Origin of the sequence: Frigoribacterium sp. VKM Ac-2530 (assembly GCF_015350835.1) — a bacterium.
GTDB lineage: Bacteria > Actinomycetota > Actinomycetes > Actinomycetales > Microbacteriaceae > Frigoribacterium.
Map to the genome: position 1 here is coordinate 310,102 of NZ_JADKSE010000001.1, position 25,326 is coordinate 335,427.

Annotated in this window: 27 protein-coding genes; 13 read left to right on the forward strand and 14 right to left on the reverse strand. The window is 70.3% G+C overall.

The features are described from left to right. Nucleotides 1–30: 30 nt before the first annotated feature. The 3 genes from ITJ48_RS01420 to glgA form a co-directional block, all read right to left on the reverse strand. Complete coding sequence (locus tag ITJ48_RS01420; RefSeq protein WP_043594989.1) at nt 31–279, reverse strand: type B 50S ribosomal protein L31; 249 nt, start codon at nt 277–279, stop codon at nt 31–33. A gap of 137 nt (nt 280–416) precedes the next feature. Continuing rightward, a complete protein-coding gene (locus ITJ48_RS01425; RefSeq protein ID WP_194612133.1) occupies nt 417–1,202 on the reverse strand; it encodes an ABC transporter ATP-binding protein in 786 nt (261 codons plus the stop codon). Nucleotides 1,203–1,212: 10 nt separating this feature from the next. Beyond that, entirely contained in the window at nt 1,213–2,397 is a 1,185-nt protein-coding gene (gene glgA / locus ITJ48_RS01430) for a glycogen synthase (RefSeq protein ID WP_194612134.1), read from the reverse strand. Between the two features lie 47 nt (nt 2,398–2,444). Between glgA and ITJ48_RS01435 the strand changes: the two genes are divergently transcribed. Beyond that, nucleotides 2,445–3,686 (forward strand): glucose-1-phosphate adenylyltransferase, encoded by a 1,242-nt coding sequence (locus tag ITJ48_RS01435; protein WP_146900896.1) that lies wholly within the window; start codon nt 2,445–2,447, stop codon nt 3,684–3,686. Nucleotides 3,687–3,788: 102 nt separating this feature from the next. Then, nucleotides 3,789–4,427 (forward strand): phosphoserine phosphatase SerB, encoded by a 639-nt coding sequence (serB, locus tag ITJ48_RS01440; protein ID WP_194612135.1) that lies wholly within the window; start codon nt 3,789–3,791, stop codon nt 4,425–4,427. 42 nt (nt 4,428–4,469) lie between these two features. Here the strand turns inward: serB and fabG are convergent, their stop codons facing one another. Further along, a complete protein-coding gene (fabG, locus tag ITJ48_RS01445; protein WP_194612136.1) occupies nt 4,470–5,180 on the reverse strand; it encodes a 3-oxoacyl-ACP reductase FabG in 711 nt (236 codons plus the stop codon). A gap of 126 nt (nt 5,181–5,306) precedes the next feature. Between fabG and ITJ48_RS01450 the strand changes: the two genes are divergently transcribed. Genes ITJ48_RS01450 through ITJ48_RS01460 form a run of 3 tightly spaced genes read left to right on the forward strand, consistent with a single transcriptional unit; the run spans nt 5,307 to nt 6,762 of the window. Beyond that, nucleotides 5,307–5,648 (forward strand): DUF3099 domain-containing protein, encoded by a 342-nt coding sequence (locus ITJ48_RS01450; RefSeq protein ID WP_192041659.1) that lies wholly within the window; start codon nt 5,307–5,309, stop codon nt 5,646–5,648. Continuing rightward, nucleotides 5,648–5,893: a hypothetical protein gene (locus ITJ48_RS01455; RefSeq protein WP_192042303.1), complete on the forward strand. Its 246-nt coding sequence runs from the start codon at nt 5,648–5,650 to the stop codon at nt 5,891–5,893. The genes ITJ48_RS01450 and ITJ48_RS01455 overlap by 1 nt, the downstream gene beginning before the upstream one ends. Then, the gene (locus ITJ48_RS01460; RefSeq protein ID WP_228506182.1) at nt 5,890–6,762 is read left to right on the forward strand and encodes an SURF1 family protein; all 873 of its coding nucleotides are present in this window, start codon (nt 5,890–5,892) and stop codon (nt 6,760–6,762) included. Before ITJ48_RS01455 ends, ITJ48_RS01460 begins: the two co-directional genes overlap by 4 nt. 57 nt (nt 6,763–6,819) lie before the next feature. Here the strand turns inward: ITJ48_RS01460 and ITJ48_RS01465 are convergent, their stop codons facing one another. Further along, a complete protein-coding gene (locus ITJ48_RS01465) occupies nt 6,820–8,418 on the reverse strand; it encodes an ABC-F family ATP-binding cassette domain-containing protein (RefSeq protein WP_123545786.1) in 1,599 nt (532 codons plus the stop codon). Between the two features lie 150 nt (nt 8,419–8,568). On the opposite strand from ITJ48_RS01465, the gene ITJ48_RS01470 reads away from it, so the two are divergent. Beyond that, on the forward strand, nt 8,569–9,174 hold the full coding sequence (locus ITJ48_RS01470) for a biotin transporter BioY (RefSeq protein ID WP_194612137.1): 606 nt from the start codon (nt 8,569–8,571) through the stop codon (nt 9,172–9,174). 81 nt (nt 9,175–9,255) lie between these two features. Here ITJ48_RS01470 and ITJ48_RS01475 read toward each other — a convergent pair whose 3' ends face one another. Genes ITJ48_RS01475 through sufB form a run of 5 tightly spaced genes read right to left on the reverse strand, consistent with a single transcriptional unit; the run spans nt 9,256 to nt 13,372 of the window. Further along, on the reverse strand, nt 9,256–9,588 hold the full coding sequence (locus ITJ48_RS01475) for a metal-sulfur cluster assembly factor (protein WP_123545790.1): 333 nt from the start codon (nt 9,586–9,588) through the stop codon (nt 9,256–9,258). Nucleotides 9,589–9,590: 2 nt separating this feature from the next. Continuing rightward, a complete protein-coding gene (sufC, locus tag ITJ48_RS01480; protein ID WP_194612138.1) occupies nt 9,591–10,382 on the reverse strand; it encodes a Fe-S cluster assembly ATPase SufC in 792 nt (263 codons plus the stop codon). 12 nt (nt 10,383–10,394) lie between these two features. Next, complete coding sequence (locus ITJ48_RS01485; RefSeq protein ID WP_123545794.1) at nt 10,395–10,730, reverse strand: non-heme iron oxygenase ferredoxin subunit; 336 nt, start codon at nt 10,728–10,730, stop codon at nt 10,395–10,397. Then, a complete protein-coding gene (gene sufD / locus ITJ48_RS01490) occupies nt 10,730–11,953 on the reverse strand; it encodes a Fe-S cluster assembly protein SufD (RefSeq protein WP_123545796.1) in 1,224 nt (407 codons plus the stop codon). The genes ITJ48_RS01485 and sufD overlap by 1 nt, the downstream gene beginning before the upstream one ends. Beyond that, the gene (gene sufB, locus ITJ48_RS01495; RefSeq protein WP_146900868.1) at nt 11,954–13,372 is read right to left on the reverse strand and encodes a Fe-S cluster assembly protein SufB; all 1,419 of its coding nucleotides are present in this window, start codon (nt 13,370–13,372) and stop codon (nt 11,954–11,956) included. It lies immediately after the preceding gene. Nucleotides 13,373–13,660: 288 nt separating this feature from the next. On the opposite strand from sufB, the gene ITJ48_RS01500 reads away from it, so the two are divergent. Next, nucleotides 13,661–14,632: a heme A synthase gene (locus ITJ48_RS01500; protein WP_370544728.1), complete on the forward strand. Its 972-nt coding sequence runs from the start codon at nt 13,661–13,663 to the stop codon at nt 14,630–14,632. Here the strand turns inward: ITJ48_RS01500 and ITJ48_RS01505 are convergent. After that, entirely contained in the window at nt 14,593–15,135 is a 543-nt protein-coding gene (locus ITJ48_RS01505; protein ID WP_194612139.1) for a GNAT family N-acetyltransferase, read from the reverse strand. The two genes, ITJ48_RS01500 and ITJ48_RS01505, sit on opposite strands and share 40 nt — an antisense overlap. An 8-nt stretch (nt 15,136–15,143) precedes the next feature. After that, complete coding sequence (locus ITJ48_RS01510) at nt 15,144–16,067, reverse strand: heme o synthase (protein ID WP_123545802.1); 924 nt, start codon at nt 16,065–16,067, stop codon at nt 15,144–15,146. Between the two features lie 319 nt (nt 16,068–16,386). Here ITJ48_RS01510 and tkt point away from each other — a divergent pair, with 319 nt between their 5' ends. The 6 genes from tkt (at nt 16,387) to pgl (ending at nt 24,599) form a co-directional block, all read left to right on the forward strand. Then, nucleotides 16,387–18,480, forward strand: coding sequence for a transketolase (gene tkt, locus ITJ48_RS01515; protein ID WP_194612140.1), 2,094 nt, complete (start codon nt 16,387–16,389; stop codon nt 18,478–18,480). 26 nt (nt 18,481–18,506) lie between these two features. Then, nucleotides 18,507–19,637, forward strand: a complete 1,131-nt coding sequence (gene tal, locus ITJ48_RS01520; RefSeq protein ID WP_194612141.1) for a transaldolase — start codon at nt 18,507–18,509, stop codon at nt 19,635–19,637. Continuing rightward, entirely contained in the window at nt 19,634–21,229 is a 1,596-nt protein-coding gene (locus tag ITJ48_RS01525) for a glucose-6-phosphate isomerase (RefSeq protein WP_194612142.1), read from the forward strand. The genes tal and ITJ48_RS01525 overlap by 4 nt, the downstream gene beginning before the upstream one ends. A 108-nt stretch (nt 21,230–21,337) precedes the next feature. Continuing rightward, nucleotides 21,338–22,873 (forward strand): glucose-6-phosphate dehydrogenase, encoded by a 1,536-nt coding sequence (gene zwf, locus ITJ48_RS01530; protein WP_194612143.1) that lies wholly within the window; start codon nt 21,338–21,340, stop codon nt 22,871–22,873. Further along, complete coding sequence (locus tag ITJ48_RS01535) at nt 22,870–23,814, forward strand: glucose-6-phosphate dehydrogenase assembly protein OpcA (RefSeq protein ID WP_192041670.1); 945 nt, start codon at nt 22,870–22,872, stop codon at nt 23,812–23,814. Before zwf ends, ITJ48_RS01535 begins: the two co-directional genes overlap by 4 nt. A gap of 14 nt (nt 23,815–23,828) precedes the next feature. Further along, complete coding sequence (gene pgl, locus ITJ48_RS01540) at nt 23,829–24,599, forward strand: 6-phosphogluconolactonase (RefSeq protein WP_123545814.1); 771 nt, start codon at nt 23,829–23,831, stop codon at nt 24,597–24,599. Nucleotides 24,600–24,711: 112 nt separating this feature from the next. On the opposite strand, the gene ITJ48_RS01545 is transcribed toward pgl, so the two are convergent. Together ITJ48_RS01545 and secG are read right to left on the reverse strand one after the other, a co-directional pair. Beyond that, nucleotides 24,712–25,068 carry an RNA polymerase-binding protein RbpA gene (locus ITJ48_RS01545; RefSeq protein WP_123545816.1) on the reverse strand — a complete coding sequence of 119 codons (357 nt, stop codon included), beginning with the start codon at nt 25,066–25,068 and terminating at the stop codon, nt 24,712–24,714. Beyond that, the gene (gene secG, locus ITJ48_RS01550) at nt 25,068–25,319 is read right to left on the reverse strand and encodes a preprotein translocase subunit SecG (protein WP_056054823.1); all 252 of its coding nucleotides are present in this window, start codon (nt 25,317–25,319) and stop codon (nt 25,068–25,070) included. The genes ITJ48_RS01545 and secG overlap by 1 nt, the downstream gene beginning before the upstream one ends. Nucleotides 25,320–25,326 lie beyond the last annotated feature (7 nt).

The following is a 25,326-nucleotide window of genomic DNA, read 5'->3' on the forward strand; positions in this document are numbered from 1 at the left end:
TGCATCAGGGTCGTGACCCTGACGTGGTGCCTACTTGCCGAAGTTCTTGTAGCGCGAGTTGAACTTCTCGACGCGACCGGCCGAGTCGAGGATGCGCTGCTTGCCCGTGTAGAACGGGTGCGACTCGGACGAGATCTCGACGTCGATGACCGGGTAGGTCTCCCCGTCGAGCTCGATGGTCTTGTCGCTCGTCGTCGTGGAGCGCGTGAGGAACGTGGCGCCCGATGCGAGGTCGCGGAAGACGATCTGCTTGTACTCGGGGTGGATGTCGGTCTTCATGAGAGTCCTAGGTCTAGCGGTGGATGGTGGTGTGAAGTTCGGGGAGGCGCTGCGCACGCATGCGCCGGACCAGCTGTCAACGATACCAGACGCGCGGCCCGGATCCGAGGAACGAACCGGCCGGCGACGCGGACGCGTCAGCGGGCGGCGCGAGCCGCGTAGCGGCCGTCCTCCGAGGTGACCTCGAGCTCGACGCCGAAGGTGGCGCCGAGGGTCTCGGCCGTCACGACCTCGTCGATCGGGCCGGCGGCCACGACGGAGCCGTGGTCGAGCAGGAGCGCGTGGGTGAAGCCGCGCGGGATCTCCTCGACGTGGTGGGTGACCATGACGATCGCCGGGGCGCCCTCGGACTGCGCGTAGCCGGAGAGCATCCGCAGCAGCTCTTCGCGGGCGCCGAGGTCGAGGCTCGCGGCCGGCTCGTCGAGCAGCAGGAGCTCGGGGTCGGTCATGACCGCCCGCGCGATCTGGACGCGCTTCTGCTCGCCGTCGCTCAGCTCGCCGAAGGTGCGCTCCGACAGGTGGTCGAGGCTCCACTCGTCGAGCACGCGGTGGGCACGGCGCACGTCGACGCCCTCGTACTCCTCGTTCCAGCGGCCGGTGACCGAGTAGGCGGCGGTGAGGACGACGTCGACGACCTTCTCCTTGGCCGGGATGCGACGGGCGATCGTCGTCGAGGCGAAGCCGATGCGCGGGCGGAGGTCGAAGAGGTCGACGGAGCCCAGGTCGCCGCCGAGCACCTCGGCGGTGCCGGAGCTCGGATGGGTCTGTGCCGCCGCCACCTGGAGCAAGGAGGACTTCCCGGCGCCGTTCGGCCCCAGCACGATCCACCGCTCGTCCGAGTCGACGGTCCAGGTCAGCGAGTCGACGACGGGGACGCCGCCGCGGACGAGGGAGACATCGGTCAGCTGCAGGACGGTAGGCATGCTCGACAGCCTATCGACGCAGGGAGCCGTAGACCTGGAGGGTGCGGTCAGCGATCCGCGTCCAGGAGAACTCGCTCTCGGCGCGCATCCGGCCTGCCCGCCCCATCAACCGGGCGAGGGCCGGGTCGGAGACGACCTCGGTGAGGATGCGGGCGAGGTCGGCGACGAACCGGTCGGGGTCGAGCGGGGTCCCCGTGCCGTCCTGTGCCTGCTCGAGCGGGACGATGCGGCCGGTGAGGCCGTCGGCCACGACCTCGGGGATGCCGCCGGTGTCCGACCCGACCACGGGCACGCCACAGGCCATGGCCTCGAGGTTGACGATGCCGAGCGGCTCGTAGACGGACGGGCAGACGAAGGTCGTCGCGGCGCTGAGGACCGCGCTGAGCTGGTGACGGGGCAGGATCTTCTCGATCCAGACGACGCCGGTCCGCTCCTCCTGCAGCTCGCGGACCAGGCCGCTCACCTCGGCCATGATCTCGGGGGTGTCGGGCGCACCGGCGCAGAGCACCAGCTGGACGTCCGCCGGCAGCAGCTTGGCCGCGCGCAGCAGGTACGGCAGGCCCTTCTGACGGGTGATGCGCCCGACGAAGACGACCGAGGGGCGGTCGGGGTCGATGCCGAGCTCGCGGACCAGCTCGGCGTCGTCGACGCGCTGCCACGCCTCGAGGTCGATGCCGTTGTAGACGACGCTGACCTTCTGCTCGTCGATGCCGGGGTAGGAGCGCAGGATGTCGCGGCGCATCCCCTCGCTGACGGCGATCACGGCGTCGGCCGTCTCGTAGGCCTGGCGCTCGATCCAGCTCGAGACGCGGTAGCCGCCGCCGAGCTGCTCGGCCTTCCAGGGGCGGAGCGGCTCGAGGCTGTGCGCCGTGAGGACGTGGGGCACGTCGTGCAGCATCTGGGCGAGCTGGCCCGCCGCGTTCGCGTACCAGGTGTGGCTGTGCACGATGTCGGCGCCCGCGACGTCCTGGGCGATGCGGACGTCGGTGCCGAGGGTGCGGAGCGCGCCGTTGACCTGGGCGAGCTCGGCCAGGTCCGGGTAGCCGGTCGTGTGGGGCTCGGGGTCCACGTCGCCGAAGGCCCGGACCTGCACCTCGATCGACTGCCTCAGCGCCTTCGCGAGCTCGACGACGTGGACGCCGGCGCCTCCGTAGACGTTCGGCGGATATTCCTTCGTGATGACATCGACTCGCACGAGCATCACCGTAGTCGTGCGCCGGAGAAACGTGCCATTCTGGCCCCATGGCATCAAAGAAGATCTTCGGCATCGTCCTGGCCGGGGGCGAGGGCAAGCGCCTCATGCCCCTGACCGCCGACCGGGCGAAGCCCGCCGTCCCGTTCGGCGGCAACTACCGCCTCATCGACTTCGCGCTCTCGAACCTCATCAACTCGGGCTTGCGTCAGATCGTCGTGCTGACGCAGTACAAGTCGCACAGCCTCGACCGCCACGTCTCGCAGACCTGGTCGATCGAGGGGCTGCTCGGCGCGTACGTCGCCTCCGTGCCCGCACAGCAGCGCCTCGGCAAGCGCTGGTTCGCTGGCAGCGCCGACGCCATCCTGCAGAGCCTCAACCTGCTCCGCGACGAGAAGCCCGACATCGTCGTCGTGGTCGGCGCGGACCACGTCTACCGGATGGACTTCGAGCAGATGGTGGAGGCGCACATCGCCTCGGGCGCCGGCGTCACCGTCGCGGCCATCCGCCAGCCCATCTCGCTGGCCGACCAGTTCGGCGTGATCGAGGTCGATCCCGACGACCCGACCCGCATCGGCCGGTTCCTGGAGAAGCCGAAGGACGCCACGGGGCTGCCCGACTCCCCCGACGAGATCCTCGCCTCGATGGGCAACTACGTCTTCGACGCCGACGTGCTCATCGACGCGGTGCTCCGCGACGGCGAGAAGGCCGACTCGGACCACGACATGGGCGGCGACATCGTCCCCGACTTCGTGTCCCGCGGCGACGCTGCCGTCTACGACCTGAACCGCAACGAGGTGCCCGGCTCCACCGAGCGCGACCGCTACTACTGGCGCGACGTCGGAACCATCGACTCGTTCTACGACGCGCACCGCGACCTGATCTCGGCCCTGCCGATCTTCAACCTCTACAACACCGACTGGCCGATCTTCAGCCAGCAGCTCAACTCGCCGCCCGCCAAGTTCGTCCGCGACGGGCTGGGCAACCTCGGCACGACCATCGACTCGGTGGTCTCGCTCGGGTCGCTCCTCTCGGGCGCGCACGTCGAGCGCAGCGTCCTCGGCCCGTGGTGCACCCTCGACTCCGGCTCGCGCGTCGTGGACTCGATCGTCTTCGAGCGCGCTCACATCGGGCCGAACGCGACGGTGAACAGGGCCATCCTCGACAAGGACGTCGTCATCGCCGAGGGTGCCTCCGTCGGCGTCGACGCCGAGGCGGACCGCGCGCGGGGCTTCACGGTCACCCCCTCGGGCATCACCGTCGTCGGCAAGGGCGTCCGCGTCGACCAGTAGCACCGTGTCCGTGCCCTCGGCGGCGCCGCACCCTCGTCGGTCTCGTGACGAAGGGTGACGGCGCCGTCCCGTCGTCCGGCGGCCGGACACTAGGGTGATCGCGTGCCCCGCTTCCTGACCGTCCTCGACGTCGACTCCACGCTCATCGAGGACGAGGTCATCGAGCTCCTCGCCGAGGCCGCCGGTGCGCGGGACGAGGTCGCGGCCATCACCGAGCGCGCGATGGCGGGCGAGCTCGACTTCGCGGAGAGCCTGCACGCGCGCGTCGCCACGCTGGCCGGGCTGCCGTCCACGGTCTTCGCCGACGCGGCGTCCCGCATCCGCCTCACGGCGGGCGTGCCCGAGCTGGTCGCCGGCCTGCACGCCCACGGCAGCGTGATCGGCGTCGTGTCCGGCGGCTTCCACGAGGTGCTCGACCCGATCGCGGAGAGCCTCGGGCTCGACTTCTGGCGCGCCAACCGGCTCGAGGTCGTGGACGGCGCCCTGACCGGGCGGGTAAACGGTCCGGTCGTCGACGCCGCGGGCAAGGCCGCCGCCCTCCGCGAGTGGGCCGAGGAGGCGGGCGTCGCCCCTGGCCGTACGGTCGCGGTCGGCGACGGGGCCAACGACCTGCTGATGATGGACGCCGCCGCGCTCTCGGTGGCGTTCAACGCCAAGCCCCGGGTGCGGGACCACGCCGACGTGGTCGTGACGCACTGCGACCTGTCGCAGGTCCTCCCGCTGCTCGGCCTCCGCGGCTGAGCTGGGCGCAGTCGCGGCTGAGGGCCCCAGGGGCCTTGGGGCCTAGTGGCCCATCCCGAGGCCGCCGTCGACCGGCACGACCGCGCCGGAGATGTACCCGGCGTCGTCGCTCGCGAGCCACGTGATCGCCTTGGCGACCTCCGAGGCGGTGCCGAAGCGTCCCGCGGGGATGCTCTTCTTGTACTCGGCCTGCTGCTCGTCGGGCAGGACGGCCGTCATGTCGGTCTCGACGAACCCCGGGGCGACGACGTTCGCGGTGATGCCCCGGGCGCCCACCTCCCTCGTCAGCGACCGTGCGAAGCCGACCAGGGCCGCCTTCGACGCCGAGTAGTTCGCCTGGCCGGCGCCGCCGAGCAGGCCGACGACGCTGGAGACGAGCACGATGCGGCCGAACCGGGCCTTCAGCATGCCCTTCGAGGCGCGCTTGACGACGCGGAAGGCACCGCCGAGGTTCGTGTCGACGACGGAGGTGAAGTCCTCCTCGGTCATGCGCATGAGCAGGCCGTCCTTCGTGATGCCGGCGTTCGCGACGACGACCTCGACCGGGCCGAGCTCGGCCTCGACGGTGGTGAAGGCGGCGTCGACGCTCGCGGCGTCGGTCACGTCGGCGACGACCGTGAGCGTGCCCTCGGGGCCCTGGCCGCTCCGCGCGGTCACGGCCACGCGGTGGCCCTGGGCGACGAACTCCTCGGCGATGGCGAAGCCGATCCCTCGGTTGCCGCCGGTGATGAGGACGGTGCGGGGGGTGGTCATGATGGGGCTCCTCGGTGTGGGCGTCAGGGGTGCTCGGGTCCGTGGACCGCGTGCCAGCCTACTGTCGGACGCCGGGATTACGATCTAGTCAACCGCCGACCCCCGGCGTCCCGAGCCCGTGAGGCCATGAAGACATCCACCCCGATCACCACGCTCCCCCCGTCGCCCGCTGACGACCGGCACGCCCGCATGCGCCGGTACCTGCTGGCCACGGGCATCCGCATCGTCTGCATCATCTTCTGCTTCGTCATCCCGCTCAGCTGGTGGACGCTCATCCCGGTCTTCGGCGCCGTCGTCATCCCGTACGTCGCCGTGGTGCTGGCCAACGTCGGCCACGAGAGCGGTCAGGACGTCGAGCGGCCCGGTGGCCTCGAGGTCTACCGCGGGCCTCAGGAGCCGTGGACTCCCCCGGCACCCCACGATCCCGACGACGACCCTGTCGTCGGCTCCGACGGAGTGCCCCGGTGATGCTCGGCCTCGGGCAGCAGGGGCCCGGAGACGTGCAGTGCTCCCGGGCAGGGTGCACCGCAGCCGCCGTGCACGCGGTCAACTGGCGCAACCCCAAGATCCACGGCCTCGAGCGCGTCAAGGTCTGGTCGGCCTGCGACGAGCACGTCGGCTACCTCGCCGAGTTCCTCCGGGCCCGCGACTTCCCGGTCGTCCTCACGCCTGCGGGCGAGACGGTCGACCGGGTCGAGCAGGAGGCGCGTTGAGCGCCCCGGGGGCGTCGGCGGCTCGCCCGACCACCGCCTCCAAGTGGCTGGGCTACCTCGCCGTCGTGGTGGTCTTCGCGATCATCTGCGGCCTCCTCGCCCACTGGCAGTGGAGCCGTCACGAAGAGAAGATGGCGGTCGTCCACCAGCTCGAGCAGCGGTACGACGCGGCGCCGATCCCCCTGCAGGAGGCGGTGCCCGAGCTGGGCTCGTACGATCCCGCCCTCGAGTGGCAGCCCGTCTCGATGACCGGCCGCTACCTCGTCGACGAGGAGCTGCTCGTCCGCAACAGGCCCCTGAACGGCCAGCCCGGCTTCGACGTGCTCGTGCCGTTCCAGGTCAGCGGCGGCGACGTCTTCGTGGTCGACCGCGGCTGGGTCCCCACCGGCAACGACCAGGACGCCCCCGACGTCGTGCCCGCCCCGCCGACCGGCGAGGTCACCGTGACCGCTCGGCTCAAGCCGGGCGAGCCCGCGCTCGGCGACCGGACCGGCGTCCCCGGCACGAACCAGATCGCCACGATCCAGCTCAGCGAGGTGCAGAAGCGCGTCGACGGCCGGATCTACGACGCGAGCTACGGCCTGCTCGCCTCCGAGGACCCGGCACCCGCGACCGCTCCCGTGAAGGCCAGCGCCCCGGAGATCGACACCGGACTCAACCTGTCCTACTTCGTTCAGTGGATCATGTTCGCGGTCGGCGCCTTCGGGTTCCTCTTCTACGTGTTCCGGCAGGAGAGGCGGAACAAGCTGCTCGACGCCGCCGACGACGAGACCCCGGAGGAGGCGGCCGAGCGCGAGCGTCGGCGAGCGTCGCGTCCCCGTGCGGACCACGAAGAAGAGGACGAGCTGCTCGACGCCGCCGGGCGCTGAGGTCGTCAGCGCCCGGTCGGCGTCGGGGCGGACGCCCGCCGGCGGCGCCGGACGGCCTCAGGCCAGGTTGATCAGGTCCGAGTAGTCCGGGGTCCAGTGGTCCTCGGTGCCCTCGGGCATGATGAGCACGCGCTCGGGGTTGAGCGCCTCGACGGCGCCCTCGTCGTGGCTCACGAGCACGACGGCGCCCTCGTAGTTCGCCAGGGCGTCGAGGATCTCGAGGCGGCTGGCCGGGTCGAGGTTGTTCGTGGGCTCGTCGAGCAGCAGCACGTTCGCGCCCGAGACGACGATCATCGCCAACGCCAGGCGGGTCTTCTCTCCGCCGGAGAGCACGCCGGCAGGCTTGGCCGAGTCGTCTCCCGTGAACAGGAACGAGCCGAGCACACGTCGCGCCTCCATCTCGGTGATGTTCGGCGAGGACGACACCATGTTCTCGAGAACGCTGCGCTTGACGTCGATCGTCTCGTGCTCCTGTGCGTAGTAGCCCACGCGCAGGCCGTGCCCGGGCTCCAGCTGGCCGGTGTCGGGCTCGTCGACGCTCGCCAGGATGCGCAGCAGGGTCGTCTTGCCGGCACCGTTCAGGCCGAGGATGACGACCTTCGAGCCCCGGTCGATGGCGAGGTCGACGGCGGTGAAGATCTCGAGCGAGCCGTAGCTCTTCGACAGGTTCGAGGCCATCAGGGGCGTCTTGCCGCAGGCGACCGGCGTGGGGAAGCGCAGCTTGGCGACGCGGTCGACGGCACGGACCTCCTCGAGGCCGGAGAGCAGCTTCTCGGCGCGGGCGACCATCTGGTGGGCAGCGGCGGCCTTCGATGCCTTGGCCCCGAAGCGGGCTGCCTGCTTCTGCAGGGCCGATGCCTGCTTCTCGGCGTTGCTGCGCTCCTTCTTGCGACGTTCCTCGTCGGCGGCGCGCTGGCGCTGGTAGTTGCGCCAGCCCATGTTGTAGATGTCGATGGCCTGGCGGTTGGCGTCGAGGTAGAAGACGCGGTTGACGACTTCCTCGACCAGCTCGATGTCGTGGCTGATGACGATGACGCCGCCCTGGTAGGTCTTGAGGTACTCGCGCAGCCACACGACGCTGTCGGCGTCGAGGTGGTTGGTCGGCTCGTCGAGGATCATCGTGTCGGCGGCCGAGAAGAGGATGCGCGCGAGCTCGATGCGTCGGCGCTGACCGCCCGACAGCGTCGAGAGGGGCTGGTCGAGGATGCGGTCGGGCAGGCTCAGGTTGCTGGCGATGGAGGCGGCCTCGGCCTCGGCGGCGTAGCCCCCGAGCGCGTTGAACTGGTCGTCGAGGTCGCCGTAGCGCTTCATGGCGCGAGCCGCGACGTCCGGGTCGGGATCGCCCATGGCGAGGGTCGCCTCCTGGATGCCCAGGAGCAGCTGCCCGAGTCCGCGGGCGTCGAGGATCCGCGTGCGCGCGAGGTCCTCCGGGTTGCCGCTGCGAGGGTCCTGCGGCAGGTAGCCGATCTCGCCGTGGCGGTCGATCTTGCCGCCCGTCGGGAGGGTCTCACCGGCGAGCGTCTTGGTCATGGTGGTCTTGCCGGCGCCGTTGCGGCCGACCAGACCGATCTTGTCGCCCTTGTCGACGCGGAAGCTCACGTCGGCCATGAGCAGACGCGCGCCGACGCGGATCTCGAGATCGTGCACGGAAAGCACAGCAGAAGTCCAATCGATTGGGGAGATGTCCACAACGGGGCCCGGCGTGGGGCCGCCTCTAGGATGAGGACGTCGCGTGGAGAGGGGTCGCAGCACTGCGCTGCCGACCAGCCGCTCGGCCGATCAACCTACCCATACTAGGAGACTTGCATGACTGACACCGCCGCATCGATCTCGCGGCCGGTCCTCGCCGACCGGCTGGTGGCCCGCAGCTGGGCCACCGACGTCGCCCTGGTGCTCGGCGGGGTCGCCTTCACGTCGGCCCTGGCGCAGGTGCAGGTGCCCATGTGGCCCGTGCCGATCACCGGTCAGACCCTGGCCGTGATGCTCGTCGGCGCCACCCTGGGGGCCCGACGGGGTGCCCTGTCGATGCTCACGTACCTCGTCCTCGGCGTCGCCGGCCTGCCGATCTTCGCCGAGTTCTCCGGCGGTCCGCTCAGCGTGCTGCGTCCGAGCTTCGGCTTCATCCTCGGCTTCGTCCCGGCAGCGCTCGTCATCGGCTGGCTCTCGCAGCGCGACTGGGACAAGAAGTGGGCCCTGTCCGCTGCCGCGTTCTTCCTCGCCAGCCTGATCCCGTTCGCCACGGGGCTCCCCTACATGGCGGTCGTGCTGAACTCGCTCGGCATCGACGCGTCGCTCGGCAGCGTCCTGGCGCTCGGTGTGTACCCGTTCATCGTGGGCGGAGTCGCGAAGTGGCTCATCGCCGCCTCGGCACTGCCCCTGGCGTGGCGTGCGCTCGGGCGTCTCGGCAAGTAGGAGCGCCCCGCGGTCAGCTCCGCCGCACGCGAAGGACGCCCCCGGTCATCGACCGGGGGCGTCCTTCGTGCGCGGTGTGGATCAGATCGAGAAGCCGATCGCGCGCATCATGTCGCGGCCGTCGTCGGTGATCCGGTCAGGGCCCCACGGCGGCATCCAGACCCAGTTGATCCGGAAGGCGTCGACCACGCCGTCGAGGGCGTTGGCCGTGTCGGCCTCGATCACGTCGGTCAGCGGGCAGCCGGCCGACGTCAGCGTCATGCTGATGATGAGGGCGTTCTCCTGCTCCTCGTCCATGGCGAGGTCGTAGATCAGGCCGAGATCGACGATGTTGACCCCGAGCTCGGGGTCGACGACCTCCTTGAGCGCCTCGATCGTGGCGTCGAACTTCTCCGGGGCGAGGGCGACGGCCATGGTCAGCTGACCGCCGGCGTCGTCTCGGCCGCCGCGGCGGCCGCAGCGGACACGTAGCGGTCGTAGCCCTCGTCCTCGAGACGGTCGGCAAGCTCGGGGCCGCCCTGCTCGGCGACCTGGCCGTCGACGAAGACGTGCACGAAGTCGGGCTTGATGTAGCGCAGGATCCGCGTGTAGTGCGTGATCATCAGCAGGCCGAGGCCCGTGTTCGCCTTGGCGCGGTTGACGCCCTCGGAGACGATCTTGAGTGCGTCGACGTCGAGACCGGAGTCGGTCTCGTCGAGGACGGCGAACTTCGGCTTCAGCAGCTCGAGCTGCATGATCTCGTGACGCTTCTTCTCGCCGCCCGAGAAGCCCTCGTTGACGTTGCGCTCGGCGAACGAGGAGTCCATCTTGAGGTCGCTCATGTGGGTGCGCAGGTCCTTGATCCAGGTGCGGATCGCGGGGGCCTCGCCGTCCAGGGCGGTCTTGGCGGTGCGGAGGAAGTTGGCGACGGTCACGCCGGGGATCTCGACCGGGTACTGCATGGCCAGGAAGAGACCGGCCTTGGCTCGCTCGTCGACCGACATGTCGAGCACCTCACGGCCGTCGAGCAGGATGCTGCCGCCGTCGACGTTGTAGCGGGGGTGCCCGGCGATCGTGTAGGCGAGGGTGGACTTGCCGGAGCCGTTCGGGCCCATGACGGCGTGGATCTCGCCCTCGTTGATGGTGAGGTCGACGCCCTTGAGGATGGGCTTGACGCCCTGGTCGGTGTCGATGCTGACCTTGAGGTCGCGGATCTCGAGAGTGGACATGCGTTCTTTTCCTTACTGTGCGACGTCGGCGGACGACGCGGTGGTGTCGACGTACACGTCACCGTCGACGACGGTGACACGGAAGACCGGGACGGGTTCGTAGGCAGGGAGGGTGAGCGGCTTGCCGGTCGTCAGCTCGAACTTCGAGCCGTGGGCCCAGCACTCGAGCGTGTCGTCCTCGACGAAGCCCTCGGACAGCGAGATGTCGCCGTGGGTGCAGGTGTCGCCGATCGCGTGGATGTCGCCGGAGCTGTCCTTGACGACGGCCACGGCGACCCCCTCGACGACGACGCGCATCGCCTGGGCCGGCGTGACGTCGTCGACGCCGCAGACCTTGACCCCGGCCATCAGGCGAGGCCGCCTGCCGTCGGGAGGCCCTCGCCCGCGGTGAGCTCGACCTCGAGCGCGTCGATGAGGCGCTCCTGCAGCTCGGGCTCGCCGATCTTCTGCACGACCTCGCTGAGGAACCCGAGGACGACGAGACGGCGTGCCTCGTGCTCCGAGATGCCGCGCGACTGCAGGTAGAAGAGGTGTTCGTCGTCGAACCGGCCGGTGGCGCTGGCGTGGCCGGCCCCGGCGATGTCGCCCGTCTCGATCTCCAGGTTCGGGATCGAGTCCGCCCGCGTGCCCTCGCTGAGGACGAGGTTGCGGTTCTGCTCGTAGCTGTCGGTCCCGGGCGCGGTGCGGGCGATCAGCACGTCGCCGATCCAGACCGTGCGGGCGCCCACGCCCTGCAGGGCGCCCTTGTAGTTGACGCGGCTGCGGCTGTTGGGGGCGTCGTGGTGCACGTACACCTGCTGCTCGAGGTGCTGGCCCGCGTCGGCGAAGTACACGCCGTAGAGCTCGGTGTCCGAGCCCTGCCCGGCCAGGTGGGCGGAGGGGTTGACCCGCACGACCGAGCCGCCGAGCGATACGACGAAGTGCTTGAGCTGCGCGTCGCGACCGATCGTGGCGAAGTGGCTCGCCAGGTGGATCGCGTCGTCGTCCCACTCCTGGAGGGTGACGACGGTCAGGTGCGCACCGTCGTCGACGACGATCTCGACGTTCTCGACGAGCTGGGCCGAACCGGTGTTGCGGAGCACGACCATCGAACGGGTGTTCGCCGTCGCGTGGATGACGGTGTGGCCGGCACGGGGCTCGCGGTCGAGACCGCTCCGGCCGATCGTGACCGTGGACGGCTCGTCGCCGGTCAGGGTCACGGCGAGGACCTTCTCGGTCGAGGCCCAGGCGTTGGCCGAGGCCTTGTCCTCCGGCGCGCCGGCACGCCCGACGCGGGCGTCGGCCCGGTCGAGCCACTCGACGGCCGCGCCTCCGGTCTCCCGGGCGAGGTACGCGTACGGCGAGCCGTCGAGCGGGCCGTCGATGAGCGGGCGGAGGCGGTCGACGGGACTGAGCTTCCAGTCGACCTCCCGACCGGTGACGGCCGCGAAGGCCGCGGGGTCGGTGGAGCGGAAGCGGCCAGAACGGGTCTGGACGGGCACGAGGCCCCATCCGCCGTCGCTGTGCGCTCCTGCGCCGTGCTGGACGCCCTCGGGCGCGGTGTCTGTGGTGGTGGGTGCTGCGGCGGACATCTAGCCGACTGATCCTTCCATGCTCATCTCGATGAGCTTGTTGAGCTCGAGCGCGTACTCCATCGGCAGCTCCCGGGCGATCGGCTCGATGAACCCGCGCACGATCATGGCCATTGCCTCGTCCTCCGCCATGCCTCGCGACATGAGGTAGAAGAGCTGTTCCTCGCTGACCCGGGACACCGTCGCCTCGTGGCCGAGCTGCACGTCGTCGACGCGGATGTCGATCGCCGGGTAGGTGTCGGAGCGCGAGATGGTGTCGACCAGCAGGGCGTCGCAGCGCACGGTGTTGGCGGAGTGGTGTGCCGCGTCGTCGACGCGGACCTCGCCGCGGTACCCGGCTCGGCCGCCGCCGCGGGCGATCGACTTCGAGACGATCGACGACGTCGTGTAGGGCGCCATGTGGATCATCTTCGCGCCGGCGTCCTGGTGCTGGCCGGGACCGGCGAAGGCGACGGACAGGGTCTCGCCCTTGGCGTGCTCGCCGACGAGGTAGATCGACGGGTACTTCATCGTCACCTTGGAGCCGATGTTGCCGTCGATCCACTCCATGGTCGCGCCCTCGTGGGCGATGGCGCGCTTGGTCACCAGGTTGTAGACGTTGTTCGACCAGTTCTGGATCGTCGTGTAGCGCACGCGGGCGTTCTTCTTCACGATGATCTCGACGACGGCCGAGTGCAGGGAGTCGCTCTTGTAGATCGGCGCCGTGCAGCCCTCGATGTAGTGGACGTAGCTGCCCTCGTCGGCGATGATCAGCGTCCGCTCGAACTGGCCCATGTTCTCGGTGTTGATGCGGAAGTAGGCCTGCAGCGGGATCTCGACCCGGACGCCCTTCGGCACGTAGACGAACGACCCGCCCGACCAGACGGCCGTGTTCAGCGCGGCGAACTTGTTGTCGCCGGCCGGGATGACCGTGCCGAAGTACTCCTGGAAGATCTCGGGGTGCTCGCGGAGTGCGGTGTCCGTGTCCATGAAGATGACGCCCTGCTCTTCCAGGTCCTCGCGGATCTGGTGGTAGACGACCTCGGACTCGTACTGGGCTGCGACGCCCGCGACGAGGCGGTTGCGCTCCGCCTCGGGGATGCCGAGCTTCTCGTACGTGTTCTTGATGTCGTCGGGGAGTTCCTCCCACGTCGTCGCCTGCTTCTCGGTGGAGCGGACGAAGTACTTGATGTTGTCGAAGTCGATGCCGGAGAGGTCGGCGCCCCAGGTCGGCATGGGCTTCCGCTCGAAGAGCGCCAGGCCCTTGAGCCGGTTCTTGAGCATCCACTCCGGTTCGCTCTTCAGCGCCGAGATGTCGGTCACCACCTCGGGCGACACGCCACGGCGCGCGGAGGCGCCCGCTGCGTCGGAGTCGGACCAGCCGAACTCGTACTGCCCCAGGCTCTCGAGCTCTGGTCGGTCGATCAACACGTCTGACATGACTACCTCTTTCTCTGCTGGGCCGAACGTGGGTCGGGTCGTGACCATTCCCCGTCGGATGGGGGCCCAGCTGCTCGCGCTGCGAGACGGACTCCCGGTCGAGCCGCGACGGCTGCCTGCGTGGAGCGGAGGCGGAGCCAGCGTTGCTTAGACTGATGTGAGGTCCGCGTACCGCTTCTGCGGATCCCACGGCCCTCGGGCGTCGTCGTCGACGCTCGTGTCGGGTGTGTCCCTGAACTCATCGATTCTACAGGGCAGAGCGGCGGATGTGACGAAAGGCAGCAACTCGTGAGCAACGCACAGGTGACCCGGCCCGGACCCGTGACGCGCCTCTGGCGGTGGCTGCCGACGACGACCGACCGACGCGTCCGGTTCATCGCGTGGGCCTCGCTGGTCTGTCAGGTCCTCCTGATCGGCACCGGAGGCGCGGTGCGGCTGACCGGGTCCGGTCTCGGCTGCCCGACGTGGCCTCGCTGCACGGCCGACTCGTTCGTCAGCACGCCCGAGATGGGGATCCACGGGGTCATCGAGTTCGGGAACCGCCTCCTCACCTTCGTCCTCACGGCGGTCGTCGTGCTCGCCTTCCTCTTCGTCCTCCGCATGCGCAAGCAGCGTCGCGAGCTGTTCTGGCTCACCTTCGCCCAGGGCATGAGCATCCCCCTCCAGGCCGTGCTGGGCGGCATCACCGTCCTCACGGGCCTGAACCCGTACATCGTCGGGGCGCACTTCCTCGTCTCGATCGCGCTGGTCGCCCTGTCGACCGTCCTCGTCTGGCGGGTGCTCCGCGGCCCGCGCGGGCACCACGCGGCGACTCCCCCGGCCTACGCCAGGCTCGTCCACGTCCTCTCCGGCGTCGTCCTCCTGACCGTGGTCGTGGGGGTCCTCACCACCGGCTCCGGACCGCACGCCGGCGACGCGGCCACTCCCCGCAACGGCCTCGACCCGGCCGTGATGGACCACGTGCACAGCTGGCCCGCCTACGCGACCCTCGCGCTGACCCTCGCGGTCGTCGTCTGGACGCTCCGCACAGGGCTCCCGCGCCGGTTCCCCCTCGCCCTCCTCGGCGTCGAGCTCGTCCAGATCGCGGTGGGCATCGCCCAGGCGCGCACCGGGCTGCCGCCGCTCCTGGTGGGATCGCACATGGTGCTGGCGGCCCTCTTGGTGGCGGCGACGACCGCCCTCGTACTCTCGCTGCGTGAGGACCAGAGCCCGTCCGAGGCTCAGCTGACGGTCGACCCCGCGGAGTCCGTCCGCGTCTGAGCGGCCACGTCGACCTGGCCGCCGAGCGCGCCCGACGCGTCGGACTCGGCCCGTGCGTCCCGACGCATGATCACGTCGACGCCGTCGTCCTCGACCGCGACGAAGCCGTGCCGGAGGTACAGGCCCGCCGCACGGCTGCCCGTCAGCACGTCGAGCAGGACCGGCCGCGGTCCGACCGAGGCGAGCGCGTCGGTGAGCAGGCGCGTGCCGATCCCCCGTCCCCGCGCCTCCTCGGCCAGGTAGAAGTGGCGCAGCCAGACGTCGTCGCCCTCCGGGTGCACGGCGAGGCAACCGAGGAGGCCCCCCTCGGCCTCGACCACGCGGGTCTCGGCCGGCACGAACTCGCGCTCGAAGCGCGCACGGTTGTGCGGCGGACGCCAGACGCCCGCCCGCCTCAGGTCGGGCTCGAGGGCGGCGAGCTTCAGGTCGGCGAGGGCGTCGACGTCGTCGGGGCGCCCCTCGCGGACGGTCCAGTCGAGGACGTCCACGGTGCCGGAGGTCACCGGGCGCCTCAGAACGGCAGCAGCGGATCGATGCCGACGGCGATGAAGAGCAGCGTCAGGTAGGTGATCGAGCTGTGGAACACCCGCATCGGGCGGACCTCGGCGACGTGCTGGATCGCGCGGCTGTACAGGCGGTGCGACTCCCAGACGAACCACGTGCCGCTCGCGAGGGCGACGACCGTGTAGAGCACTCCCATGTGGGCGACGGGGACGAGCAGCAGCGAGCAGGCGACGGTGGCCCACGCGTACAGGATCACCTGGAGGCCGACGGACGACCGGCCGCGGACGACGGCGAGCATGGGCACCGACGCGGCGGCGTAGTCGTCCCGGTACTTCATCGACAGGGGCCAGTAGTGCGGGGGCGTCCAGAGGAAGATCACCATGAAGAGGATGACCGGCGGCCAGCTGAGGTCGTTCGTGACGGCGGCCCAGCCGATCAGGACGGGCATGCACCCCGCGATGCCGCCCCAGACGATGTTCTGCGGCGTGCGGCGCTTGAGCCACAGCGTGTACACGATCACGTAGAACAAGATCGCGCCGAGCGACAAGGCGGCCGACAGGAGGTTGACCGTCAGGGCGAGCCAGACGATGGAGGCGAGGCCCACGATCCAGGAGAACGCCAGCGCCTCGCGGTCCGTCACCTCGCCGGTGACGAGCGGGCGGCCCTGGGTCCGCTTCATGATGCGGTCGATGTCGCGGTCGATGTAGCAGTTGAACGCGGAGGCCGAGCCGGCGCTGAGCGCCCCGCCGATGAGGGTGGCCGCGACGAGCCACAGGTTAGGCACGCCGCCCTGGGCCAGGAACATGGTCGGTGCCGTGGTGACGAGCAGCAGCTCCATCACGCGGGGCTTCGTGAGCGCGACGTAGGCGCCAGCCTTGCGACGGATGCCCCGGGGTCCGGTGGTGGGGCGGGTGTCGATGGCTGCGGTCATGGGTCCCTCTGACGAGATGTACGGTTCGGCGCGGAGAGTCTAGGCGAACCAGCGAGTCTAGGCGATGACCGGCGACGCTGACGGCGGAACGGGGCGCTCCCTGCGGGCGGAGCGAGCCCTTTCGTCCCTATACTTGCAGGTGCTTGCCAGTCGCACGCCCGCACGGCGACGGAATCCTCGACATCGAACCATCGGCTCCCTGTCGCGCGACCTCCGGTCCGTGCCCGAGCGGCCGCAGCCGACGACGTCTCGGCAGGCGCATGTCAGCGCGGGAGCGAATCGACCCCGCGCAGTTCGCAACAAGAAGGGTCATCTCCAAGTGGCAGATCTGCAGTGGGAATCCATTGACAACAAGGCCGTCGACACGGTCCGCGTCCTCGCGGCCGACTCGGTCGAGAAGGTCGGGAACGGCCACCCGGGGACGGCGATGAGCCTCGCGCCCGCCGCGTACCTCCTCTTCCAGAAGGTCATGCGTCGTGACCCCAGCGACAGCGAGTGGATCGGCCGCGACCGCTTCGTCCTCTCGGTCGGGCACAGCTCGCTGACCCAGTACGTCCAGTTCTACCTCGGCGGCTACGGCCTCGAGCTCGACGACCTCAAGGCGCTGCGCACCTGGGGCTCGAAGACGCCCGGCCACCCCGAGTACGGCCACACCGACGGCGTCGAGATCACCACCGGTCCCCTCGGCCAGGGCCTCGCCTCCGCCGTGGGCATGGCCTACGCCGCCCGCTTCGAGCGCGGCCTGTTCGACCCCGAGGCCGCCGTCGGCACCTCGCCGTTCGACCATTTCGTCTACGTCATCGCCGGCGACGGCGACCTGCAGGAGGGCGTCACCAGCGAGGCGTCCTCGCTCGCCGGTCACCAGCAGCTCGGCAACCTCGTCGTGATCTACGACTCCAACCAGATCTCGATCGAGGACGACACGAACATCGCCTTCACCGAGGACGTGCACGCGCGCTACGAGGCGTACGACTGGCAGGTCCAGGTCGTCGACTGGAAGAAGACGGGCGAGTACGTCGAGGACGTCGCCGCCCTCAACGACGCGATCGAGGCCGCCAAGGCCGAGACGAGCAAGCCCTCGCTGATCATCCTCAAGACGATCATCGGCTGGCCCTCGCCCAAGAAGCAGAACTCCGGCAAGATCCACGGCTCGGCGCTCGGCGCCGAAGAGCTCGCGGGCCTGAAGGAGGTGCTCGGCTTCGACCCCGAGAAGACCTTCGACGTCGACCCCGAGGTCCTCGAGCACACCCGCAAGGCCGTCGAGCGCGGCCAGGCGCAGCACGCCGAGTGGCGCACGTCGTTCGACGAGTGGGCCTCGGCCAACCCCGACAAGAAGACCCTCCTCGACCGCGTCCTCAAGGGCGAGCTGCCCGAGGGCCTCGACGAGGCGCTGCCGGTCTTCCCGACCGACAAGGAGGTCTCGACCCGGGCCGCCTCCGGCAAGGTCATCAACGCCATCGCCGGCGTCGTCCCCGAGTTCTGGGGCGGCTCCGCCGACCTCGCCGAGTCGAACCTCACGACCATCAACGGCGGCGGTTCCTTCGTGCCGACCGAGTGGTCGACCCACGAGTGGCAGGGCAACCCCTACGGTCGCGTGCTGCACTTCGGCATCCGCGAGCACGCCATGGGCTCGATCATGAACGGCATCGCCCTGCACGGCAACACGCGCGTGTTCGGCGGCACCTTCCTCATCTTCAGCGACTACATGCGCCCCGCCGTTCGTCTCGCCGCCCTGATGAAGTCGCCGGTGACGTACGTCTGGACCCACGACTCCGTCGCGCTCGGCGAGGACGGCCCCACGCACCAGCCGGTCGAGCAGCTCGCCGCCCTCCGCGCGATCCCCGACTTCGCCGTGGTGCGCCCCGCCGACGCGAACGAGACCGCCTGGGCCTGGAAGACCATCCTCGACCGCTTCGACGGCCCGGCCGGCCTGGCGCTCAGCCGCCAGAACCTGCCCGTGTTCGAGCGCGGCGACGGCGTCGCCGAGGGCGAGACCTTCGCGTCCGCCGCGAACGTCGCCAAGGGCGCGTACGTCCTCGCCGAGGCTCCCGGCGGCACGCCCGACGTGATCCTGATCGCCACGGGCTCCGAGGTGCAGATCGCCGTCGAGGCCCGTGAGGTCCTGCGCGGCGAAGGCATCAACGCCCGAGTCGTGTCGGCCCCCAGCCTCGAGTGGTTCGACGAGCAGAGCGCCGACTACAAGGAGGCGGTCCTCCCGGCCGCCGTCAAGGCCCGTGTCTCGATCGAGGCAGGCGTCGCGCTCCCGTGGCGCGGCATCGTCGGCGACGCCGGCCGCAGCATCTCCATCGAGCACTTCGGCGCCTCCGCCGACTACAAGACGCTCTACCGCGAGTTCGGCATCACCACCGAAGCCGCCGTGGCCGCCGTCAAGGACTCGCTGGCCGCTCTCTGAGCGCCGGCAAGAAAGAAGAGAACGACATGACCGACACCAACACCGCACAGCTCTCCGCCGCGGGCGTCAGCATCTGGCTCGACGACCTCTCGCGCGAGCGCATCAACGCCGGCGGCCTCGAGAAGCTGATCGCCGAGCGCAACGTCGTGGGCGTCACCACGAACCCGACCATCTTCGCGTCGGCCCTCGCCAAGGGCGAGGCCTACGACGACCAGGTCGCGCTGCTCGCCAAGACCGGCGTGAGCGTCACCGACGCGGTCTTCGAGATCACGACCGACGACGTCACCCGCGCCTGCGACATCTTCCGCGGCATCTACGACGACACCAAGGGCTTCGACGGCCGCGTGTCGATCGAGGTCGAGCCGGGCCTCGCGCACGACGCGCAGGGCACCATCGACCAGGCCGTCAAGCTCGCCGCCAAGGTGGGCCGCCCCAACGCGCTCATCAAGATCCCCGCGACGGTCGAGGGCCTCGAGGCCATCACCGCCGTGATCGCCAAGGGCATCAGCGTCAACGTCACCCTGATCTTCAGCCTCGAGCGCTACCGCGCGGTCATCAACGCCTACCTCACCGGTCTCGAGCAGGCCAAGGCCGCGGGCATCGACATCAGCGAGATCCACTCCGTCGCGTCGTTCTTCGTGTCGCGCGTCGACAGCGAGATCGACAAGCGCCTCGAGGCCGTCGGCACCGACGAGGCGACGGCGCTCAAGGGCAAGGCGGGCGTCGCGAACGCCCAGCTCGCCTACGAGGCATACGTCCAGGCCTTCGACACCGAGCGCGCCAAGGGCCTGCTCGCCGCCGGCGCCAACAAGCAGCGTCCCCTCTGGGCCTCGACCGGCGTCAAGGACCCTGCCGTCCTCGACACGACCTACGTGGTCGAGCTCGTCGCCGCCGACGTCGTGAACACGATGCCCGAGAAGACCCTCGAGGCCACCTTCGACCACGGCGAGGTCCGAGGCGACTCGATCAGCGGCTCCTACGCCTCCGCCAACGAGGTCATGGACGCGATCGCGGCGCAGGGCGTCTCGTACGACGAGGTCACCGAGCTGCTCGAGAAGGAGGGCGTGGAGAAGTTCATCGTCTCCTGGAACGAGCTGCTCGACACCGTCACCGCAGCCCTCGAGTCCTCGAAGCCCAGCGCGGAGGACGCCAAGTGACCATCACGATCGCCGCGAGCGGCGACGCGGCCACCGCCGTCGAGACCGTCGTGCCCCAGCTGGTCAGCGACCTCGTCGCCTCCGGCATCACGGCGCAGAACCCGACCCTCTGGGGCCCGGACGCCGAGGAGGAGTCGGCCAAGCGGCTCGGCTGGACCGAGGCCGTCGTGGTCTCCACGCCCCTCCTCGACGAGATCGACGCGCTGCGCGAGGAGCTCGCCGCCAAGGGCGTCGACCACGTCGTGCTCGCGGGCATGGGCGGCTCGTCGCTGGCCCCCGAGGTCATCACGCGCACCTACGGCGTCGAGCTGACCGTGCTCGACGCCACGGAGCCCGGCCAGGTCCTCACGGCCCTGCACGACCGCCTCGAGCGGACCGTGCTCGTCGTGTCGTCGAAGTCCGGCTCGACGGTCGAGACCGCCAGCCAGCGCAAGACCTTCGAGAAGGCCTTCCGCGACGCCGGCATCGACCCGGTCGAGCGCATCGTGGTCGTCACCGACCCGGGCTCGCCCCTCGACGGGCAGGCCCGCGAGGCCGGCTACCGCGTCTTCAACGCCGACCCCGCCATCGGCGGCCGCTACTCGGCGCTGTCGGCCTTCGGCCTCGTGCCGTCCGGCCTGGCCGGCGCCGACATCCGCGAGCTGCTCGCCGAGGCGGACGCCGTCACGGTCGAGCTCTCGCAGGACAGCGCGGACAACCCCGGCCTCGTGCTGGGCGCCGTCCTCGCGGGCACCTCGCCCCTGCGCGACAAGATCGCGATCGTCGCCGACGGCACGCACATCATCGGGTTCCCCGACTGGGCCGAGCAGCTGATCGCCGAGTCGACCGGCAAGCAGGGCCGCGGCCTCCTCCCCGTCGTGCTCGGCACGGACGCTCCGGAGATCAGCCTGGGCCTGCACGACGTGCAGGTCGTGCGCCTGGTCGCGAACGCGGCGGAGACCCGTGAGGTCGCCCCCGGCGAGGTCGAGATCTCGGGTTCGCTCGGCGGTCAGATCATGGTCTGGGAGTACGCCGTCGCGGTCGCCGGGCGCCTGCTCGACATCAACCCGTTCGACCAGCCCGACGTCGAGTCGGCCAAGGTCGCCACGCGTGCTCTGCTCGACGACCGTCCGGCCCCGACTCCCCCGGCGTTCACCGCCGAGGGCGTGGAGGTCCGCGAGGTCGGCGGCGTCGAGCTCGGCGACTCGCTCGAGTCGGCCGTCTCGGCCCTCCTGTCGGCGCTGACCGACGACGGCTACCTGTCGATCCAGGCCTACGCCGACCGCGTGGCCTACCCGCAGCTCGAGGAGCTCCGCGACGTGCTCGCGGCGCGCACGAAGCGTCCCGTCACCTTCGGGTGGGGGCCGCGCTTCCTGCACTCCACGGGCCAGTACCACAAGGGCGGACCCGCCAACGGCGTGTTCCTCCAGATCACCCAGACGGCGTCCACCGACCTGGAGATCCCGGAGAGCCCGTTCACGTTCGGGCAGCTCGTCCAGGCGCAGGCCGCTGGCGACGCGACCGTGCTGGCCGACCACGGTCGTCCCGTGCTCCGGCTGTCCGTCGACGACGTGGCGGGCGCACTGCCCGCACTGCTCGCCGCAGTCCGCTGAGCGTGAGGGGGCCGGCGTCCGTGAGGACGCCGGCCCCCTTCGCCGTGGTCGGACGACCACGTGCCGCGCGACCGTGCCCGAGAGAACGACCCTGAAGGAACCACCACGATGTCACCCGTCGAGATCACGCCGGAGCACAACCCCCTGCGGCTGCCCTCCGACCGACGCCTGAACCGGATCGCCGGCCCGAGCGGCCTCATCATCTTCGGCGTCACCGGCGACCTGTCGCGCAAGAAGCTCATGCCGGCCGTGTACGACCTCGCCCACCGCGGCCTCCTGCCCCCCGGGTTCGCGCTCGTCGGGTTCGCCCGCCGCGAGTTCGAGGGCCAGGACTTCGAGCAGGTCGTCTACGAGGCCGTCAAGCAGCACGCCCGCACCCCCTTCGACGAGGACGTCTGGCGCCAGTTGAAGGAGGGCTTCCGCTTCGTGCAGGGCACCTTCGACGACGCCGACTCGTTCACGCGCCTCAAGGACACGATCGAGGAGCTCGACCGTGAGCGCGGCACGATGGGCAACCACGCCTTCTACCTCTCGATCCCGCCCAAGGCGTTCCCGATGGTCACCGAGCAGCTGCGCAGCAGCGGCCTGGCCGAGGAGAAGGACGGCGCGTGGCGCCGCGTGGTGATCGAGAAGCCGTTCGGCAGCGACCTGCAGACCGCCCGCGAGCTGAACGCCGTGGTCGAGAGCGTCTTCGAGCCCGACTCCGTCTTCCGCATCGACCACTACCTGGGCAAGGAGACGGTCCAGAACCTCCTGACCCTCCGGTTCGCCAACCAGATGTACGAGCCCCTCTGGAACTCGAACTACGTCGACCACGTCCAGATCACGATGGCCGAGGACATCGGCGTCGGCGGCCGCGCGGGCTACTACGACGGCATCGGTGCCGCTCGCGACGTCATCCAGAACCACCTCCTGCAGCTCCTCGCGCTCACGGCCATGGAGGAGCCGGTCACGTTCGCGGCGTCTCACCTCCGTGCCGAGAAGGAGAAGGTGCTCTCCGCGGTGCGCATCCCCGAGGACATCGCCGCCGGCACCGCCCGTGGCCAGTACTCGGGAGGCTGGCAGGGCGGCGAGAAGGTGCTCGGGTTCCTCGACGAGGAGGGCATGAACCCCGAGAGCGTCACCGAGACCTTCGCCGCGGTGAAGCTCGAGATCGCGACGCGCCGCTGGGCCGGCGTGCCCTTCTACCTCCGGGCCGGCAAGCGCCTGGGGCGTCGCGTGACCGAGATCGCCGTGGTCTTCAAGCAGGTGCCCGAGAACATCTTCGGCACGCAGACCTCGCTGGGCCAGAACGCCCTGGTGATCCGCGTGCAGCCCGACGAGGGCGTCACCCTGCGCTTCGGCTCGAAGGTCCCCGGGATCGGCACCCAGGTGCGCGACGTCACGATGGACTTCGGCTACGGCCACGCCTTCACCGAGGCGAGCCCCGAGGCCTACGAGCGCCTCATCCTCGACGTCCTGCTGGGCGACCCGCCCCTGTTCCCCCGCCACGAGGAGGTCGAGCTCTCCTGGAAGATCCTCGACCCGATCGAGGAGTTCTGGGCGGCCCAGGGCCAGCCCGAGCAGTACCGCCCCGGAACGTGGGGACCCCAGTCCGCCGATGAACTCATGGCCCGTGACGGCCGCACCTGGAGACGCCCGTGATCGTCGATCTGCCCGCCAGCACCATCAGCCGAGTGCAGAAGACGCTCGTCACCATCCGCGAGGAGGGCGGCGTCGTCGCGCTCGGCCGCGTGCTCACCCTCATCATCTCGACGAGCCACGGTGAGGAAGAGGAGGCCATCGAGGCCGCCAACGACGCCTCCCGTGAGCACCCCATGCGCGTCATCGTCGTGTCGACCGCCCCGGGCGGCGACGACGAGGAGCCCCGGCTCGACGCCCAGATCCGGGTCGGCGGCGACGCGGGGGCGAGCGAGGTCATCCTGCTCCGTGCCTACGGCGACACCGCGAGCGACGAGGAGGGGCTGGTCACCGGTCTCCTCCTGCCCGACGCCCCCGTCGTCGTCTGGTGGCCCGGTCGAGCTCCGGAGGTCGTCGCGGAGTCGCCCCTCGGACGCATCGCGCAGCGCCGCATCACCGACGCGGCGAGCCAGCCGAACCCGCGTCAGAGCATCGTCGACCTCGCGGAGACCTACCAGCCGGGCGACACCGACTTCGCGTGGACCCGCCTGACGCTCTGGCGCACCCAGCTCGCAGCCGTCCTCGACCAGCCACCGTACGAGCCCGTCACCGAGGTCCGCGTCGACGGTGCTCCCGACTCGCCGTCGACGCTCCTGCTCGCCGCGTGGCTGCGCCTGCAGCTGCAGGTGCCCGTGGTGAACGAGCTGACCCGCGGCAACGGCTCCAGCGGCATCCACGGGGTCCGGCTCGTGCGCGCCTCCGGTGCCATCGTCCTCGAGCGCGCCGTCGTCGACGTGGCGACGCTGACGCAGCCCGACCAGCCCACCCACGACCTCTCGCTGCCACGCCGGTCGCTGCGCGACTGCCTCGCGGAGGAACTCCGTAGACTCGACCCCGACGACCTCTTCGGGGACGTCGTGAAACAGGGGGTCCGCCAGCTGGCGGAGCCCGTCGAGAGCAACTAGGGCAGACTGACACAGTGAGCAACGAACGCCGGGTGCTGGTTCACCCCGACAAGGAATCGCTGGGCGCCTCGGTCGCCGCGCGCTTCATCACCAAGATCATCGACGTCCTGGAGGAGCAGAACTACGCCTCCGTCGTCGTCAGCGGCGGGTCGGTGAGCACGGTCGTGCTCGCGGCCATCAACGCCTCCCCCGCGCGGGACAGCGTCGACTGGTCGAAGGTCTCGTTCTGGTGGGCCGACGAGCGCTGGGTCGAGAGCGGCCACGACGACCGCAACGACCGGCAGGCCGAGATCGACCTGCTCGGCCACATCGGCGTCGAGCCGCAGAACGTGCACCGCTTCGGCGCCGTGGGCGAGTTCGCCGACGTCGAGGCCGCCGCGGTCGCGTACCGGGCCGAGCTCCTCGAGCACGCCCAGGGCGACGACGAGGCACCTCGCTTCGACATCACGCTCCTCGGCGTGGGCCCCGACGGCCACGTCGCCTCGCTCTTCCCGGACGCGCCCCAGGTGCGGATGAGCGGACCGACCGTGCTGACGGTGGACGACTCCCCCAAGCCGCCGCCGGTCCGCCTCACCCTGAGCCTGCCGGTGATCAACAACTCGCAGCGCGTGTGGATGATCCTCGCCGGCGCGGAGAAGGCGTCGTCGCTGGGCCTCGCCCTCGCCGGCGCCGGTGCCGACCAGGTCCCCGTGGCCGGCGTCAAGGGCCGAAAGCGCACGGTGTTCTTCGTGGACAGCGACGCCGCGTCCGAGGTCCCCGAGAACCTGATCGCCTCGACCTACTGATCCACGGGCCCGGTCCGGTGACGGACCGGGCCTCGACACGAGAGAAGCCCCGCAGCTGAGCTGCGGGGCTTCTCTCGTGGGCGACCGGTGGCCACCGGACGCGGGGTTCGGGCTAGGCCTTGCCCCGGCGGACGCGCAGCTGCTGCAGCGCCTCCTCCAGGAGCTGGGCCGCCTCCTCCTCGGAGCGTCGCTCCTTGACGTACGCGAGGTGAGTCTTGTACGGCTCGAGCTTGGCGACGGTCGGCGGGTTGGCCTTGTCGCGACCGGCGGGGAGGCCGCTGGACGGAGAGTCGACCGTCTCGGGGATCTCCTCGTCAGGGACGTTCGCGGCGAAGTGGCGGACGACCTCGTTGCCGAGGGCGTCCCAGTACGAGATGGTCACGCGCTCGGCGTGGTACCCGCGGTCCTGCTCGCCCATGGGGCCGGCGCCGACGCGCGAGCCACGGATGGCGCTGCCTCCGGAGGCCATCAGCTGACCGCCGAGAACTTCGTGATGAGGCCGAGGACCACGATGCACGTGATCCAGACGAGCCCGAGGAACACGGTGATGCGGTTCAGGTTGCGCTCGGCGACCCCGGATGCGCCGAGGTTGCTCGTGACACCGCCGCCGAACATGTCGGACAGACCGCCGCCGCGACCGCGGTGCAGCAAGATGAGGAGGGTCAGCAGGAGGCTCGTGATGCCGAGCAGCACCTGCAGGATGACCTGCAGAATTTCCAAGGGGGGA

Coding starts and splice junctions, on each gene's coding strand:
- sufC (WP_194612138.1), bottom strand. CDS start 10,382: ATGTCCACTCTCGAGATCCGCGACCTCAAGGTCAGCATCGACACCGAC.
- ITJ48_RS01420 (WP_043594989.1), bottom strand. CDS start 279: ATGAAGACCGACATCCACCCCGAGTACAAGCAGATCGTCTTCCGCGAC.
- zwf (WP_194612143.1), top strand. CDS start 21,338: ATGTCACCCGTCGAGATCACGCCGGAGCACAACCCCCTGCGGCTGCCC.
- fabG (WP_194612136.1), bottom strand. CDS start 5,180: ATGACCACCCCCCGCACCGTCCTCATCACCGGCGGCAACCGAGGGATC.
- sufD (WP_123545796.1), bottom strand. CDS start 11,953: ATGTCCGCCGCAGCACCCACCACCACAGACACCGCGCCCGAGGGCGTC.
- tal (WP_194612141.1), top strand. CDS start 18,507: ATGACCGACACCAACACCGCACAGCTCTCCGCCGCGGGCGTCAGCATC.
- ITJ48_RS01470 (WP_194612137.1), top strand. CDS start 8,569: ATGACTGACACCGCCGCATCGATCTCGCGGCCGGTCCTCGCCGACCGG.
- ITJ48_RS01450 (WP_192041659.1), top strand. CDS start 5,307: ATGAAGACATCCACCCCGATCACCACGCTCCCCCCGTCGCCCGCTGAC.
- ITJ48_RS01510 (WP_123545802.1), bottom strand. CDS start 16,067: ATGACCGCAGCCATCGACACCCGCCCCACCACCGGACCCCGGGGCATC.
- ITJ48_RS01455 (WP_192042303.1), top strand. CDS start 5,648: ATGCTCGGCCTCGGGCAGCAGGGGCCCGGAGACGTGCAGTGCTCCCGG.
- ITJ48_RS01475 (WP_123545790.1), bottom strand. CDS start 9,588: ATGGCCGTCGCCCTCGCCCCGGAGAAGTTCGACGCCACGATCGAGGCG.
- ITJ48_RS01425 (WP_194612133.1), bottom strand. CDS start 1,202: ATGCCTACCGTCCTGCAGCTGACCGATGTCTCCCTCGTCCGCGGCGGC.
- ITJ48_RS01435 (WP_146900896.1), top strand. CDS start 2,445: ATGGCATCAAAGAAGATCTTCGGCATCGTCCTGGCCGGGGGCGAGGGC.
- ITJ48_RS01485 (WP_123545794.1), bottom strand. CDS start 10,730: ATGGCCGGGGTCAAGGTCTGCGGCGTCGACGACGTCACGCCGGCCCAG.
- ITJ48_RS01545 (WP_123545816.1), bottom strand. CDS start 25,068: ATGGCCTCCGGAGGCAGCGCCATCCGTGGCTCGCGCGTCGGCGCCGGC.
- sufB (WP_146900868.1), bottom strand. CDS start 13,372: ATGTCAGACGTGTTGATCGACCGACCAGAGCTCGAGAGCCTGGGGCAG.